We start from the raw sequence: 14,545 nt of genomic DNA, 5'->3' as shown, positions 1-14,545 counted from the left end.
TTTTGTTTCAAGATTGCGACGAGGCCAGGCTCGGGCGAGCCCGGGCCGCCGCAATCATCGATCCCGCGTTATCGGGCCCTTGCGGATGAAACCTTTCTCCGGTGTCTCGCGTTGTGTCGGGCAAAGGAGACGAAGATGTCTATTCACTTCACTGTCTCTGGCCTGACCAGGAACCTGTTCCACTCGCTGGGGCTGGACCATGAGCGGGCGCCGAGAGCGCTCGATCCCGAACAGAGCCTGTTGCTGGAATGCTATCTGGCCGGACAGATTCCGGAATCCGCCTGGGCCGACTACGTCTTCGAGACGCCGGAACTGCAGCGGCATGTCGATATCAGACGCCCGCACAACTGATCAGAGCAACTTCAGGAAAAGTGTGAGTCGTTTTTCCGGGAAAAGCGCGTAGCGCTTTCCCCTGGGAATTGCGTCAAGACAACGAGAGAGGGGGTCGCCGTTTCTGTGAAAACGGTGAAACGCTCGCCCGCTCGCCTACTGCTTGGGCGAAGCGAATTGCACGGTGAAGACATTGCCCGCGACGCCTTGCGCCAGCGTCGGCGAGAAGCTCAACGGGAGGCACTTTTGCAGGGCAGTGGTTGCGGCGTCGACGAATGACTTCCTGGTATCGGCATCGCCATCGACCTTGATCGCCGTCGGCCGCGGCGGACCGATCAGCGTGCCGTCGCGCTTGAAGCTGAAGCTCAAGGTGACGCTGGCATTTCCAACACCCGCCGGCGGCGTCCAGCACGCCTGGATGGCATCGCCGACCTCCGCCATCGTGTCGAGCGGCGCGGCATTGCACGGGTAGCCTCCGACCAACACAACACCGGCAATCGCAAACACTCTCGCTACGCCCTTCATCGCAAAGCTCCTCGTGTGTCGTCCGCCGACCATGATGGTAGGGTCGAAGCAGACGATGGCAATATGCCTGATGTCGGACTTTACAGCATGAGACGCGCCTGATGGCGCATCGGCGAAAAGCAAAAGGCCGGCATTGCGCCGACCTTTCCCTTCACCCTTGCGCCAGTACATCCGTGGTCGCGCGGTGCCTTCAATAGACAGCGTTCTGGTTAATGAATCCTTAGCGTTGCGCGCTGGCCTGCGACTTCACATAGGCAATGTAGCCTCTGACATCGCCGGCCGGCTCGGCATAGGCCTGGCCGAGTTTCTTCTCCATCGCAGCGACATACTCCTTGGCCCATTTGGGCAGCGCATAGTCGATGACGGCCAGGAACTCCAGCGTCGATGCCAGGCGTATGTCGGCGATCGACGGGTGCTTGCCGCCGATGAACGGCTTGCCGTCCCTGAAGAAGGAGTGAAACACCTCCAGCGGCTCGGCAATCGCCGCCATGGCGGCCTTCTGCGCCTCGGACTTCTTCTCCGGATGAGCGTCGCTATGGCCGACCTCGCCGGCATAGTGCGGGAAACCCAGCGCCGGATAGGTGGCGCGCGCCACATACGGGTAGAGCGTGCCGATCAGGTAGAACATGGCGCTGTCGACCATCGCCCGCTTGGCCGGCGCCTTGGGATAGAATTTCTCCAGCCCGTGCTTGTTGGCGAGATACTGCATGATGGCACAGCTCTCCCAGAGCACGCCGCGCGGCAGCCCCTTGTCCTCGATCATCGGCGTCAGATGCGCCGGATTGCGCGCCATATATTCGGGCGAGCGCGTGTGGCCCCAGGCGTCGGTCTCGGCGGCGTCGAACCCGGCCGCACGGGCAAACACCCGGACGGTCATGTTGTTGACGCTCGGCTTCAGCATCGAGAGCTTCAGCGCCGGTTTTTTCGCCGCCTTGACCTTCGGCGCGGATTTCTTGGCAGCCGGCCTCGTCGCGGCTTTCGCGGCCGGCTTTGCGGCTGCCTTCGGCGCGGCCTTTACGGCCGCCTTTGCGGCCGGCTTCGCAGCCGCTTTCGCCGCAGGCTTGGCCGCTGATTTCCCGGCGCTCTTGATCACTGTCTTTGCCATTGTGGTCCTCCCCTTTTGCTGGCCGTCAGTATGGATTCTTCGGCGTCCGGTCGTCCGACAAGGTCGCGCGCGACCACTCGACCAGCGTCTGGATCGCGTCGGCAAGGTGCACTTCGGCGATGTTGTAGTCGCCGCGCGCAACGCGCAGCTTGTGCGCCTGCATCAGCACGTCGGCATGGGTGAAACCTGCCGGCGGATCGAAGCGATAGGAGGCGAGTTCGATCAAGAGGCCGAGCGGATCCTCGAAATAGATCGAATCCATGAAGCCGCGATCCTTGACGCCGCTGTGCTTGATGGCGCGTTCGTCGAGCCGGGCGACCGCCTGCAGGAAAGTGACGCGCGACACCGAGAACGCAATATGATGGACGCAGCCCGGTTCGGTGGGCGTGCGCCGCTTGACCGGCGTGCGGCTCTCGTCGGTGAAGACGGTGATCAACCTGCCGTCGCCGGGATCGAAATAGAGATGACTTTCGCTTGGCTTGTCGAGGTTGGGCTGCTCGAAGATGAACGGCATGCCGAGCACGCCCTCCCAGAAATCGATCGAAGTCTGGCGCCCGGCGCCGACGAGGGTGATGTGATGGACGCCCTGCGACTGCAGTTTCTGCATCGGTCTCCTCCTCGCCGACCCTCGCCTATGTTCCCCGGCGTCTTGCGCGCCGCAACGCCCTTTGGCGAATTCGTACATGATGCTAGTGCAATTGGCAGCGCCGCGCCAGAAGCTCGCGGAGACTGCCGGCGCTGGATGGTGAAAGGGGTTTGAGTTGCATGACCTGAGGCTATGCAACGGCTCTGAGATCGGCTTCCGCCAGCGTTCCCAGGCCCGCGCATTCGGCGCATGCCATCGTCTGCCCGGGACAGCCGGCCCGGTGCGTGCCTTGCGGGCAGCAATGCCCTTTCGACTCACGCCATTTCAAGCAATCGAAAACCTGCCCGCTGCCGTGACAGCACGGGCATATCATTTTTGCCGAATTCATGCCTGCTATGCCAAACCAAATCCGCGTTGCCGCAGATGCTATCCCCGCACCGCAAGTAACAGAGATCGCTACGCTTTCAAGCGTCGCGGCCTGACTTAAATTGGGTGTATTCGGGTGCGCGGACTTGCCGAATTTCGCTGATGCGCCGACCCTCGCGGTCACACGCGATCCGCGCGGCTGCTGCCCGAAATTTTCGATGATGCGGAAGGAAAGTCGTTGCTTGGTACGCCCAAGGGGAATCGAACCCCTGTTCCCGCCGTGAGAGGGCGGTGTCCTGACCGCTAGACGATGGGCGCGTTCAAGAACCGGCGATATAGGCTGACGGTTTGGAAAAAGCAACTGGGCTTGGAACGGCCGGACCGCTTCTGTGTAATGTCGCTTCGCGAACCTAGCGTTTCGGCTCGATCAGGTCCCACAGATTGCCGTAGAGATCGGCGAAAACCGCCACGGTACCGTAGGGCTCATGGCGTGGCGTTTCGTGGAAGTCGACGCCGTTTTCCAGCATGGTCGCATGGTCACTGTCAAAATCATCGGTTTCGAGAAACAAAACCACGCGGCCTCCGGTCTGGTCGCCGACGCGGCTCTTCTGCACATCGTCCAATGCTTCCGCCAGAAGCAGCCGGGGCCCTTGCCCGACCGCCGGCGTTACCGTCACCCAGCGCTTGCCGTCGCCGAGCTCGATGTCGTCGCAGAGGACAAAGCCAAGCTTGCCGACATACCAGGCGATCGCCTCGTCATAGTCGGCGACGACGAGCGTAACGGTTGCTATGCGGCGATGGTCGGCAAACCCGGTCATTGTTTCGGCCCGCTCATTTGTTGCGTATGGCGAAGCGGCCGATGATACGGCGCTCGGCGATGTCGTAGACGAAGATGGTGCGGCTGCCGTCGCTGATCTCGGCGTCGATCGAAATGCGATTGCCCGACAGAGCCTGGCTGATCACCTTGGCTCCGACCGGGAGCACTATGTCGGCCGCGAGCGGCTCGCCGGGCGGAACTGGAATGTCGTTGGCGAGCGGCGGGTTCGCGGGCGGCGCTTTGCGCGATTTGTAGACAATGGCCGCGATCACCACCATAAGGGCCAGCAAAAGCAGGCCGAGATTGATGGCCATGAAACGGATGAGCCTGCCGCGCACCTTTTCGATCTCGGGATCGAGCGGCTTTTCTTCTTCATCGGCAACGGGCCGGGCCATGGCAGAACTTCCGGAACTTTTTTCGATGAGCGCTCATAGCGAAGAGACCCCTGAATTGATAGAGGCTGGACAATTCATAGAGGCGGCGCCAACCGTGCTCGAAGCCGGCGCGGAAGCGGCCGGCCAGCGCCTCGACCAGTGGCTGGCGAGCGCCCTTGGTCCCGACATGTCGCGCAGCCGGGTGCAGATGCTGATCCGGCAAGGTGCCGTTTCGATCGACGGCAAGCCGGTCGACGAGACCAAGCGCAAGATGAGTGCCGGCGAGCGCGTATCGGTCGTCATGCCCGAGCCGGAACCGGCCGAACCGCAAGGCGAGGCCATCGTGCTCGACGTGCTTTATGAGGACGACGAGCTGATCGTCATCAACAAGCCGGCCGGCCTCGTCGTCCATCCCGGCGCCGGCAACTGGACCGGCACGTTGGTCAATGCCCTGATCCACCACTGCGGCGACAGTCTTTCAGGCATTGGCGGCGTCAGGCGGCCGGGCATCGTCCATCGGCTGGACAAGGAAACCAGCGGCGTCATGGTGGTGGCCAAGACCGACCGCGCCCACAAGGCGCTGTCGGAGGCCTTTGCCGACCACGGCCGCACCGGCGACCTCGAACGTGCTTATCTGGCGCTGGTCTGGGGAATCCCGTCGCGGCCGACCGGAACGGTCGACGCGCCGCTTGGCCGTGCCGCCGACCGCGTGCGCCGCGCCGTCGTGTCGGAAGGCCGTGACGACGCCCGCCACGCCGTGACCCATTTCACCGTCAAGGAGCGTTTCGGCGAAAACCAGCAGCCGTTCGCCGCCGCCAGCCTGGTCGAATGCCGGCTGGAAACCGGCCGCACCCACCAGATCCGCGTCCACATGGCTCATATCGGCCACCCCGTCATCGGCGACCCGGATTACGGCCAGGCCTTCCGCACCAAGGCCAACCGGCTGCCCGAGCCGCTGAAAACCCAGGTCAAGGCATTTTCCAGGCAAGCTTTGCATGCCTGGCTCCTTGCATTTCGGCACCCGGCTACCCATTTATCGATGAGGTTCGAGGCGCCGATACCGGGGGACATGGAGGAACTCGTCGGCGGCTTCCGCAAGCTCTGAACCAGCCAGCTAAAACCTGAGCGGCATTGTTCACTTCAGCGTGACACACTGTTTCGTGTTGAACAAATGCCTGTCTTTTCTGGTTTTGTTCCTATATAAATCAGTTGCCGCGGGCGAGCCTTTTGGTGCTCGCGTCACATGCCCGCCGCGTTTCGGGGGCATCACTCCAATAGAGAGGGGGCGCAATCATGGCCCAGTCACTACCCAGTATTGTTTCCGGCGAAGGCGGCCTCAGCCGCTACCTGGAAGAAATCCGCCGCTTTCCCATGCTTCAGCCGCAGGAAGAGTACATGCTCGCCAAGCGCTACGCCGAGCATGAAGACACTTCCGCTGCGCACAAGCTCGTCACCAGCCATCTTCGGCTCGTCGCCAAGATCGCCATGGGCTATCGCGGCTACGGCCTGCCGATCGGCGAAGTGATCTCGGAAGGCAATGTCGGCCTGATGCAGGCCGTCAAGAAATTCGAACCCGAGCGTGGCTTCCGCCTCGCGACCTACGCCATGTGGTGGATCAAGGCCTCGATCCAGGAGTACATCCTGCGCTCGTGGAGCCTGGTCAAGATGGGCACGACCGCCAATCAGAAGCGCCTGTTCTTCAACCTGCGCAAGGTGAAGGGCAAGATCCAGGCGCTGGACGATGGCGACCTCAAGCCCGACCAGATCACCGAGATCGCCACCCGGCTGAACGTGTCGGAAGCTGAAGTCGTGTCGATGAACCGCCGCCTGTCCGGCGACGCGTCGCTGAACGCGCCGATCCGCGCCAGCGAAGGTGAATCCGGCGAATGGCAGGACTGGCTGGTCGATGACCACGAAAGCCAGGAAGACATGCTGATCGAGCAGGACGAGCTGGAAAACCGCCGCGGCATGCTGTCGGGCGCTCTGGCCGTGCTCAATGATCGTGAGCGGCGCATCTTCGAGGCCCGCCGCCTCGCCGAGGAGCCGCTGACGCTGGAAGAACTGTCGTCCGAGTTCGACATCAGCCGCGAGCGCGTGCGCCAGATCGAGGTGCGCGCCTTCGAAAAGGTGCAGGACGCGGTCAAGGCCGCCGCCAAGCGCCAGATGCAGGCCCTGCGCACGATCGAGGCGCAGCCCGCGGCGTAAAGCTGGGTTCGGCTAAGGAACAGAAGGCGGCGTCGGGAAACCGGCGCCGCCTTTTTTTATGTCTTACGCTTACGCTGGCGATTGGCGAAAGCATTCTTGACATCCAATCTCCCCCCTTGCGGGGGAGATCGGCAGCTTCGCCAACTGCCCTCTCAAAGCCCATCAAGCGGAAACTTCAGATACCGCCTCCCATTGGCCTCCGGTTCCGGCAGCCGTCCACCATTCATGTTGACCTGCAGCGCATGCAGGATCAGCCGCGGCATCGGCAGTGTCTTGTCGCGCGCTTCGCGCAAGTCGACGAACTCGGCTTCGCTGCGCGCCGCAACGAGGTGGATATTCTTTGCCCTCTGCTCGGCGACCGTGCTCTCCCAGCACGGCTCGCGGCCGCCGGCCTGATAGTCGTGGCCGACAAACACCCGCGCTTCGTCCGGCAGCGCCAGAATGCCCTGGATCGAATGCCACAGCCGCGCGGCACTGCCGCCGGGAAAGTCCGTCCTTGCCGAGCCGCTGTCGGGCATGAACAGCGTGTCGTGGACGAAGGCTGCGTCGCCAATGACATAGGTGATCGAGGCCAGCGTGTGGCCGGGCGAGAACAGCACCTTGACCGGAAGGTTGCCGATCATGAACGTTTCGCCTTCCCCAAACAGCCGGTCCCACTGCGAGCCGTCGGCGGGGAAATCCGGCCAGTTGTAGATCGCCTTCCACAGCGCCTGGACTTCGACGATCCTGTCGCCGATCGCCGTCGGCGCGCCGGTCCTTTCCTTGAGATAGTGCGCCGCCGAGAAATGATCGGCATGCGGATGGGTGTCCAGAATCCACTCGAGCTCCAGCCCGTTTGCCCGGACGAAATCCAGCAAGGCGTCGGCATTCTTCGTCGCCGTCGCGCCGGATTTTTCGTCAAAATCGAGGATCGGGTCGATGACGGCGCAGCGTCTCGTCACCGGGTCGGTGACGACATACTGGATGGCGCCGGTCGGCTTGTCGTAGAAGCCGGCGACCTCAGGTTTGGCCGAAGCGATGTCCAATGTCCGGCCCCCCTGCCCCTTGCCCGACAGGAACCGTTTTCTCCGTCGGGTTGAACAAGAGCATGGTCATCTGGCAAAGCGCGCCGGTCAAGCACGCCTTGCCACAAATAGGACTGAAGCCCCAAATAGCTCCGACGGAGAAAACCTAGGCTGACGGCTGCTTGGTCTTCCTGAGATAGGGCAGGATCGTCTCGAAAGCGCCAAAACGCTTGACCGCATCTTCGTTCGAAACCGCGGCGGTGATGATCACATCCTCGCCCTGCTTCCAGTTGGCCGGCGTCGCCACCTGGTGCTTGGCCGTCAGCTGCATGGAATCGACCGCGCGCAGGATCTCGTCGAAGTTGCGGCCCGTCGTCATTGGGTAAGTCAGCACCAGCTTGATCTTCTTGTCCGGCCCGATGACATAGACCGAGCGCACCGTGGCGTTGTCGGCCGGCGTGCGGCCTTCCGACGTCTCGCCGGCGCCCGCCGGCAGCATGTCATAAAGCTTGGCCACCTTGAGGTCCTTGTCGCCAATCAGCGGGTAGTTCACCGTCTGGCCGGTCGCCGTCTTGATGTCGGCCTGCCACTTGTCGTGGCTCGCAACGGGATCGACGGAAATGCCGATGACCTTGACGTTGCGCTTCTTGAACTCGCCTTCGAGCCCCGCCATCGTGCCCAGCTCGGTGGTGCAGACCGGGGTGAAATTCTTCGGATGGCTGAACAGGATCGCCCAGCCGTCGCCGATCCAGTCATGAAACTTGATCGGCCCTTGCGTGGTCTCGGCGGTGAAGTCAGGCGCGATGTCGTTGATACGAAGGCTCATGGCATTATTTCCCCAGCAACAGATTTCGTCAGGAGCGGCCGTGGACGGCGTCAACGCTCCGGCATTCCCGCATCTTAGCGCAAAAATCGCGGCTGCAGGACAATAGGAAACTATTATTGGCGACGGAACGAGCACTTTCGTTCTACGGACCGACGTTGGGCCGACAATCTTTCGTTTGTGCGGGAAAGGCTCAGGCCTTGTTGACCGCCAGCGACGTGGCCAGGTCTTCCATGCGCTGGGCGAGCGCGCCGAGCGCGCTGGTCAGCACGGTGTCGTTCTTGTCGGCCTTGGTCAGCGCTTCGTCGCGCGTCTTGCGCAGCGTCTGCACTTCGGTCTCCATGCCCTTGACCCGCTTCTGCAGCTCCGAAAGCTCGTCCATCACCATGATGCCGGCCATCACCGTCAGCCGCTGGTCGCCGATCTCGCCGAACGAATCCTTCAGATGCGAGACATAACGGTCGAACCGCTCGGCGAGGTCGATCAGGTGCTCTTCCTGACCCTCGTCGCAAGCCATGCGATACTGCTTGCCGTCGATGGAAACCGTGACCTGTGCCATGGCCTGCAGCTCCTACCTGTCCAGCACCGCGCGGATGGTTTCCATGGCGGTCACCAAGCGGCGCGACACTTCCTTGTTGGCATCTTCCAGCCGTTCGGCGCGGGCTTCGGAATTGTCGAGTTCCTGCGCCAGCCGTGAACGGTCGGCGTTCATGCGCTGCACCTCAGCCTCGGCTTCGGAATAGTCGCGCTCGTGCTCGAGCTTGGCCGCGACGGCGTTTTCCAGCCCCTCGATGGCCTTGCCCAGCCTGTGGATGACTTCCTTGAGTGTGGTTTCGCCGGTCATGGCCTTCGTCCTGTGCCCTGCCCATCACCGAATCGCTTCGCGTTCAGAACGCGTTAACAAGGAAACATTAGGCACCGGGTGAAGGCAACGTCAACAAAGCTCTCGCGACTGTCCCCCGCTAACGCTAATGTAGGTCGCCCCATAAGGTCTCAAAGCCATCACAAGACCGGCAAATGTGCAGCCGATTTGTTGACTAAAAGCCCGTGGCTGCTATGTGTCGCGCACTCTTTCCTGGGCTCTGCCAAGCCCACAAATCCCCACCCCGGAGGTACCATGACGTCGCGTGAACAACATGACCGGATGGCCAATGCGATCCGTTTTCTCTCCATGGACGCCGTCGAGAAGTCCCAGTCCGGCCATCCCGGCCTGCCCATGGGCTGCGCCGACATCGCCACAGTGCTGTTCACCCGCTTTCTGAAATATGATCCGAAGAACCCCCATTGGCCGGACCGAGACCGCTTCATCCTGTCGGCCGGCCACGGTTCTATGCTGCTCTACTCGCTGCTGCATCTGACCGGTTACGAGGACATGACCCTCGACCAGATCAAGCATTTCCGCCAGCTGGGTTCCAAGACTGCCGGCCATCCCGAATACGGCCATGCCACCGGCATCGAGACGACGACCGGCCCGCTCGGCCAGGGTCTCGCCAATTCGGTCGGCTTCGCGCTCGGCGAGCGCATCATGAACGCCGCCTTCGGCAATGACCTCGTCGACCACTACACCTATGTCCTGGCCGGCGACGGCTGCCTGATGGAAGGGGTTTCGCAGGAAGCCATCGCGCTGGCCGGGCACCTCAAGCTCAACAAGCTGATCGTCTTCTGGGACAACAACAACATCTCGATCGACGGTCCGGTTTCGCTTGCAGACAACACCGACCAGGTCGCCCGCTTCCAGGCCTCGGGCTGGAACGCCAGCCACATTGACGGCACCGACCCCGAGGCAATCGCCTACGCCATCGAAGCCGCCCGCCATTCCGACAAGCCGACGATGATTGCCTGCAAGACGACCATCGGCTTCGGCGCCCCGACCAAGGCCGGCACCAACAAGGCGCACGGTTCGCCGCTCGGCGCCGACGAGATCGCAGGCGCGCGGAAATTCTTCAACTGGGACTCGCCGCCCTTCGAAATTCCGGCCGACATTCTCGACGCCTGGCGCACCGCCGGCAAGGCCGGCGTCAAGCCGCGCACCGACTGGGAAGGCCGCCTGGCCAAGGCCAAGCCTGAGTTGAAGGCCGAGTTCGAGCGCCGCCTTGCCGGCAAGCTGCCGTCGAATTTCGATGCCGTCATTGCCGACTACAAGAAGAAGCTGTCGGCCGACAAGCCGAAGGTCGCCACCCGCAAATCGTCGGAAATGGCGCTGGAAGTCATCAATGGCGCGGTGCCGGAAACCATCGGCGGCTCTGCCGACCTCACCGGCTCCAACAACACCAAGACCAGCCAGACCAAGAACATCACGCCGGACGATTACGGCCAGCGCTATGTCCACTACGGCATCCGCGAGCATGGCATGGCGGCCGCCCTCAACGGCCTGACGCTGCATGGCGGCCTCATCGCCTATGGTGGCACCTTCATGTGCTTCTCCGACTATGCCCGTCCGTCGATGCGGCTGGCGTCGCTGATGGGCATCCGCTCGATCTTCGTCATGACCCATGATTCGATCGGTCTGGGCGAAGACGGGCCGACCCACCAGCCGGTCGAGCACCTGGCGGCGCTCCGCGCCATCCCCAACCACAATGTCTTCCGTCCGGCCGACGCGGTGGAAACCGCCGAATGCTGGCAGATTGCCATTGAATCGGAAAAGACCCCGTCCACCCTGGCGCTGACCCGCCAGAACCTGCCGACGGTGCGCACCGAGCACTCGGCCAGGAACCTCAGCAGCCAGGGCGCCTATGAACTGGCCGCGGCGAGCGGCGAAGCGGCGGTGACGATCTTCGCCACCGGCTCCGAGGTCGAGATCGCGCTCGGCGCCCGTGATTTGCTTGAAAAGCATGGGCACCCGACCCGCGTCGTCTCGGTGCCTTGCTTCGAACTGTTCGACCGGCAGAGCGACGCCTACCGCAAGGAGACGATCGGCAACGCGCCGATCAAGATGGCGATCGAGGCCGGCATCCGCCAGGGCTGGGATCACCTGATCGGCTCCGACGGCATCTTCATCGGCATGACCGGCTTCGGCGCTTCCGGCACCATCGAGCAGCTCTACCCGCATTTCGGCATCACCGCCGAAGCCGCGGCCAAGGCTGCGGAAGCCCGCCTGCACGGCAAGTAAGATCAGGGTCAGTCCCGCGCACCTCCAAGGCGGATTCGCGGGGCTGGACTAACCTAATCGATTTAAATTCGGCCTTCTGCGGCTGGATTCTTGTGCCATCCGCCGCTATGAAGCTGCGGACCCATCTTCCGCCTCCAGCTCCCAGGGAGAGTAAAATGACCGTCAGAGTTGCCATCAACGGATTTGGCCGCATCGGCCGCAACATCTTGCGCGCCATCCATGAATCCGGCCGCAAGGACATCGACGTGGTCGCCGTCAACGACCTCGGCCCGGTTGAGACCAACGCGCATCTGCTGCGCTATGACAGCGTGCACGGCCGCTTCCCGCACGAAGTGTCGGTCTCGGGCGACCAGATCACCGTCGGCAAGGAGACCTTCAAGGTCACCGCGATCAAGGACCCGGCGCAGCTGCCGTGGAAGGAGCTCGGCATCGACATCGCGCTCGAATGCACCGGCATCTTCACCGCCCGCGACAAGGCTGCCGCGCATTTGACCGCCGGCGCCAAGCGCGTCGTCGTCTCCGCGCCTGCCGAAGGTGCTGACCTCACCGTCGTCTACGGCATCAACCACGACAAGCTGACCAAGGACCACATCGTCATCTCGAATGCGTCCTGCACCACCAACTGCCTGGCGCCGCTGGCCGCAGTGCTGCACGAGACCGTCGGCATCGAAAAGGGCATGATGACGACGATCCACTCCTACACCGGCGACCAGCCGACGCTGGACACCATGCACAAGGATCTCTACCGCGGCCGCGCGGCTGCCCTGTCGCAGATCCCGACCTCGACCGGTGCGGCCAAGGCGATCGGCCTGGTGCTGCCCGACCTCAAGGGCAAGCTCGACGGCATCTCGATCCGCGTGCCGACCCCCAACGTCTCGGTTGTCGACTTCAAGTTCATCGCCAAGCGCGCCACCACCGTGCAGGAGATCAACGAAGCGGTGATCGCCGCCTCCAACGGCAAGCTCAAGGGCATTCTCGGCGTCACCCATCATCCGAATGTGTCGATCGACTTCAACCACGATCCGCGCTCGTCGATCCTGGCGCTCGACCAGACCAAGGTCATGGACGGCAACTTCGTTTCGGTGCTGTCCTGGTACGACAATGAGTGGGGCTTCTCCAACCGCATGGCCGACACCTCGGTCGCCTTCGGCAAGACCATCGCCTGACCTGAAGGCATCGTCTTGCAGCTTCGAACGCCCGGCTTTGCCCGGGCGTTTTTCGTCAGCGCGCCGGGCAAGGCGCGCCGAGCCGCCAAACGCCGGAAAATCAGCGGCATAAGGCAAAAAGCCATCCTTGCGCCTTGCACCGGCCATGCCTTCGCCCCACTCTCCCGTGAATCGGTAGAAAGAGGAATTCGAGGGGCAAATCACGGATGGAGCATGCGATCTATCTCGTCACGCTGGTCGGCACAGCGCTAGTCGTCGCCGCAGCGTTCTCGAGCCTGATCGCCTTCCGCTTCGGCGCTCCTTTGCTGCTGCTCTTCCTCTGCATCGGCCTCGCCAGCGGCGTCGATGGTCTCGGCATCGAATTCGACAATGCGCGCGTGGCATATTTTGCCGGCTCGCTGGCGCTGGCGGTCATCCTGTTCGATTCCGGTTTCGGCACGCCGCTCAACGCGCTGCGCCAGGCGGCCGGACCGGCGCTGTCGCTGGCGACCTTCGGCGTAATCCTGACCACTGGCCTGTTCGGCGCCGCCGCCTATTACCTGCTCGACCTCAGCTGGCTGGAATCCTTCCTGCTTGGAGCTGCCGTCGCCTCGACCGACGCGGCTGCGGTGTTCTTCCTGCTGCGCGCCGGCGAGATCAATCTGCGCGAGCGCGTGCGCGCCACGCTCGAAGTCGAATCCGGCACCAACGACCCCATCGCCATCTTCCTGACCATCACGCTGGTCGAGATCATCGCCGCCCACGCCAATCCCGAGACCCATGTGCTGGTCACCGACCTGATCCTCGGCTTCCTGCTCAATATGGGGCTCGGCGCCGTCGTCGGCGTGCTTGGCGGGCTCGGCATCGTGCGCCTCGTCGACCGGCTCAACCTCGACCATGGCTTGCTGCCGATCTTCGTGCTGACCCTGTCGCTGATGGTGTTCGCCGCGGCCGGCGCCATTGGCGGCTCGGGCTTCCTGGCGGTCTATCTCGCCGGGCTGATTGCCGGCAACTCCGACATCCGCGCCGTCACCATCCTGAAGCGCTTCCAGGACGGCATGTCGTGGCTGGCACAGATCATCATGTTCCTGATCCTCGGCCTGTTCGCGACACCCTCGCAGTTTCCGGCGATCATGGTGCCGGCGGTGCTGCTCGGCCTGTTCCTGATGTTTGTAGCGCGCCCGGTCGCCGTCTGGCTCTGCCTTATCCCGTTCCGCCTGCCGCGTCCCGAGATCGCCTTCGTCTCCTGGGTCGGCCTGCGCGGCGCCGTGTCCATCCTGCTTGCCATCACCCCGCTGCTCGGCGGACTGGAGAACGGCCGCACCATCTTCAACGTCGCCTTCATCATCGTGCTGGTATCGCTGGTGGTGCAGGGCTGGTCGGTCGGTCCGCTGGCGCGCCGGCTCGGCCTGATCGTGCCGGCGAGGCTCGGGCCGCTCGACAAGGTCGAACTCGAACTGCCGGGCTCCGCCCACCACGAACTGCTCGCCTACCGCGTGGCGCCCGGCAGCCCGGTGGCGCGCGGCGAGCGTATCCCGCGCTGGGCACGGCCCTCGTTGGTGCTGCGCGACGGCCGCTCGATGCGTTTCCAGGACATGGGCCGGCTCGCGGCCGGCGACCAGGTTTATATCTTCGTGCCCGACCGCTATCCGCGCCTGCTTGACAAGCTGTTTGCCAGCCGCGCCGTAGTCGACCCCGAGGATGCCGACTTCTTCGGCGCCTTCGCCGTCGATCCCGCCCGCTCGGCCGCAGAGCTCGAGGCCGCATACACACCGGGATTGAGCGAAGCCGAGCAGAAGCTCACCGTCGGCGCGCTGGTGACGGCAAGGCTCGGCGGCCATGCCGAATATGCCGACCGGGTGCTGATCGGCCCGATCGAATTGATCGTCCGCGACGTCGACGACAAGGGCAAGATCACCGGTCTCGGCCTCTCCTTCGAGCCGACCGCGCCGGTGGCGCGGGTTCCGGTGTTCCTGAGCGCCGGCGAGATCGGCGATCGTGTCTCCGCCTTCATCCGCAACTGGCGCAAGCCGACCGAGAGGCAGACTGCAGAGGCGACAGCCAATGAGAAGGCCCTTGAGCCGACGGCGGAAAAGATAACGACAGAAGGCTGACAAGCGATCGGTTCACGCTGACGTCCCGCATCATCACGACAG

At 63.3% G+C, this 14,545-nt stretch carries 15 protein-coding genes and 1 tRNA gene; 6 read left to right on the top strand and 10 right to left on the bottom strand.

The features are described from left to right. The first annotated feature begins 135 nt into the window (after positions 1–135). Positions 136–351, top strand: coding sequence for a hypothetical protein (locus ACYG9Y_RS28295; protein ID WP_023690098.1), 216 nt, complete (start codon positions 136–138; stop codon positions 349–351). Between the two features lie 135 nt (positions 352–486). Here ACYG9Y_RS28295 and ACYG9Y_RS28290 read toward each other — a convergent pair whose 3' ends face one another. The 6 genes from ACYG9Y_RS28290 to ACYG9Y_RS28265 form a co-directional block, all read right to left on the bottom strand. Further along, complete coding sequence (locus ACYG9Y_RS28290; protein WP_023690097.1) at positions 487–855, bottom strand: hypothetical protein; 369 nt, start codon at positions 853–855, stop codon at positions 487–489. A gap of 220 nt (positions 856–1,075) precedes the next feature. Beyond that, the gene (locus ACYG9Y_RS28285; RefSeq protein WP_023706289.1) at positions 1,076–1,960 is read right to left on the bottom strand and encodes a glutathione S-transferase family protein; all 885 of its coding nucleotides are present in this window, start codon (positions 1,958–1,960) and stop codon (positions 1,076–1,078) included. Between the two features lie 25 nt (positions 1,961–1,985). After that, positions 1,986–2,567, bottom strand: coding sequence for a VOC family protein (locus ACYG9Y_RS28280; RefSeq protein ID WP_023683976.1), 582 nt, complete (start codon positions 2,565–2,567; stop codon positions 1,986–1,988). 588 nt (positions 2,568–3,155) lie between these two features. Beyond that, positions 3,156–3,230 (bottom strand) — tRNA-Glu (locus ACYG9Y_RS28275). Between the two features lie 92 nt (positions 3,231–3,322). Further along, positions 3,323–3,730 carry a VOC family protein gene (locus ACYG9Y_RS28270; RefSeq protein ID WP_023706287.1) on the bottom strand — a complete coding sequence of 136 codons (408 nt, stop codon included), beginning with the start codon at positions 3,728–3,730 and terminating at the stop codon, positions 3,323–3,325. A 13-nt stretch (positions 3,731–3,743) separates the two neighbouring features. Further along, entirely contained in the window at positions 3,744–4,124 is a 381-nt protein-coding gene (locus ACYG9Y_RS28265; protein WP_023701325.1) for a hypothetical protein, read from the bottom strand. A 25-nt stretch (positions 4,125–4,149) separates the two neighbouring features. On the opposite strand from ACYG9Y_RS28265, the gene ACYG9Y_RS28260 reads away from it, so the two are divergent. Together ACYG9Y_RS28260 and rpoH are read left to right on the top strand one after the other, a co-directional pair. Then, positions 4,150–5,208 carry an RluA family pseudouridine synthase gene (locus ACYG9Y_RS28260; RefSeq protein ID WP_023706286.1) on the top strand — a complete coding sequence of 353 codons (1,059 nt, stop codon included), beginning with the start codon at positions 4,150–4,152 and terminating at the stop codon, positions 5,206–5,208. 188 nt (positions 5,209–5,396) lie between these two features. Next, complete coding sequence (gene rpoH / locus ACYG9Y_RS28255; protein WP_023670124.1) at positions 5,397–6,308, top strand: RNA polymerase sigma factor RpoH; 912 nt, start codon at positions 5,397–5,399, stop codon at positions 6,306–6,308. Between the two features lie 152 nt (positions 6,309–6,460). On the opposite strand, the gene ACYG9Y_RS28250 is transcribed toward rpoH, so the two are convergent. From ACYG9Y_RS28250 to ACYG9Y_RS28235, 4 genes are all read right to left on the bottom strand, one after another. Continuing rightward, positions 6,461–7,333, bottom strand: a complete 873-nt coding sequence (locus ACYG9Y_RS28250; protein ID WP_023706285.1) for an MBL fold metallo-hydrolase — start codon at positions 7,331–7,333, stop codon at positions 6,461–6,463. Positions 7,334–7,478: 145 nt separating this feature from the next. Beyond that, complete coding sequence (locus tag ACYG9Y_RS28245) at positions 7,479–8,138, bottom strand: peroxiredoxin (RefSeq protein ID WP_023670126.1); 660 nt, start codon at positions 8,136–8,138, stop codon at positions 7,479–7,481. 190 nt (positions 8,139–8,328) lie between these two features. Continuing rightward, positions 8,329–8,694, bottom strand: a complete 366-nt coding sequence (locus tag ACYG9Y_RS28240) for a cell division protein ZapA (RefSeq protein WP_023670127.1) — start codon at positions 8,692–8,694, stop codon at positions 8,329–8,331. A 12-nt stretch (positions 8,695–8,706) separates the two neighbouring features. Beyond that, positions 8,707–8,979: a DUF4164 domain-containing protein gene (locus ACYG9Y_RS28235; RefSeq protein ID WP_023670128.1), complete on the bottom strand. Its 273-nt coding sequence runs from the start codon at positions 8,977–8,979 to the stop codon at positions 8,707–8,709. Positions 8,980–9,252: 273 nt separating this feature from the next. Between ACYG9Y_RS28235 and tkt the strand changes: the two genes are divergently transcribed. The 3 genes from tkt to ACYG9Y_RS28220 all read left to right on the top strand — a co-directional run bounded on the left by tkt (position 9,253) and on the right by ACYG9Y_RS28220 (position 14,503). Beyond that, positions 9,253–11,244 carry a transketolase gene (gene tkt, locus ACYG9Y_RS28230; protein ID WP_023737393.1) on the top strand — a complete coding sequence of 664 codons (1,992 nt, stop codon included), beginning with the start codon at positions 9,253–9,255 and terminating at the stop codon, positions 11,242–11,244. A 155-nt stretch (positions 11,245–11,399) separates the two neighbouring features. Next, positions 11,400–12,410, top strand: coding sequence for a type I glyceraldehyde-3-phosphate dehydrogenase (gene gap, locus ACYG9Y_RS28225; RefSeq protein ID WP_023683984.1), 1,011 nt, complete (start codon positions 11,400–11,402; stop codon positions 12,408–12,410). 206 nt (positions 12,411–12,616) lie between these two features. Continuing rightward, entirely contained in the window at positions 12,617–14,503 is a 1,887-nt protein-coding gene (locus ACYG9Y_RS28220; protein ID WP_023737392.1) for a potassium/proton antiporter, read from the top strand. Positions 14,504–14,545: the final 42 nt, after the last annotated feature.

The organism is Mesorhizobium sp. W050, assembly GCF_054719535.1.
The sequence above is the reverse complement of the archived record's forward strand: the minus strand, read 5'-3'. Positions and strand labels throughout refer to the sequence as shown.

What these genes read in the sequence shown, in the direction of transcription:
- ACYG9Y_RS28295 (WP_023690098.1), top strand. Translation starts at nt 136, where the DNA reads ATGTCTATTCACTTCACTGTCTCTGGCCTGACCAGGAACCTGTTCCAC.
- ACYG9Y_RS28290 (WP_023690097.1), bottom strand. Translation starts at nt 855, where the DNA reads ATGAAGGGCGTAGCGAGAGTGTTTGCGATTGCCGGTGTTGTGTTGGTC.
- ACYG9Y_RS28285 (WP_023706289.1), bottom strand. Translation starts at nt 1,960, where the DNA reads ATGGCAAAGACAGTGATCAAGAGCGCCGGGAAATCAGCGGCCAAGCCT.
- ACYG9Y_RS28280 (WP_023683976.1), bottom strand. Translation starts at nt 2,567, where the DNA reads ATGCAGAAACTGCAGTCGCAGGGCGTCCATCACATCACCCTCGTCGGC.
- ACYG9Y_RS28270 (WP_023706287.1), bottom strand. Translation starts at nt 3,730, where the DNA reads ATGACCGGGTTTGCCGACCATCGCCGCATAGCAACCGTTACGCTCGTC.
- ACYG9Y_RS28265 (WP_023701325.1), bottom strand. Translation starts at nt 4,124, where the DNA reads ATGGCCCGGCCCGTTGCCGATGAAGAAGAAAAGCCGCTCGATCCCGAG.
- ACYG9Y_RS28260 (WP_023706286.1), top strand. Translation starts at nt 4,150, where the DNA reads ATGAGCGCTCATAGCGAAGAGACCCCTGAATTGATAGAGGCTGGACAA.
- rpoH (WP_023670124.1), top strand. Translation starts at nt 5,397, where the DNA reads ATGGCCCAGTCACTACCCAGTATTGTTTCCGGCGAAGGCGGCCTCAGC.
- ACYG9Y_RS28245 (WP_023670126.1), bottom strand. Translation starts at nt 8,138, where the DNA reads ATGAGCCTTCGTATCAACGACATCGCGCCTGACTTCACCGCCGAGACC.
- ACYG9Y_RS28240 (WP_023670127.1), bottom strand. Translation starts at nt 8,694, where the DNA reads ATGGCACAGGTCACGGTTTCCATCGACGGCAAGCAGTATCGCATGGCT.
- ACYG9Y_RS28235 (WP_023670128.1), bottom strand. Translation starts at nt 8,979, where the DNA reads ATGACCGGCGAAACCACACTCAAGGAAGTCATCCACAGGCTGGGCAAG.
- tkt (WP_023737393.1), top strand. Translation starts at nt 9,253, where the DNA reads ATGACGTCGCGTGAACAACATGACCGGATGGCCAATGCGATCCGTTTT.
- gap (WP_023683984.1), top strand. Translation starts at nt 11,400, where the DNA reads ATGACCGTCAGAGTTGCCATCAACGGATTTGGCCGCATCGGCCGCAAC.
- ACYG9Y_RS28220 (WP_023737392.1), top strand. Translation starts at nt 12,617, where the DNA reads ATGGAGCATGCGATCTATCTCGTCACGCTGGTCGGCACAGCGCTAGTC.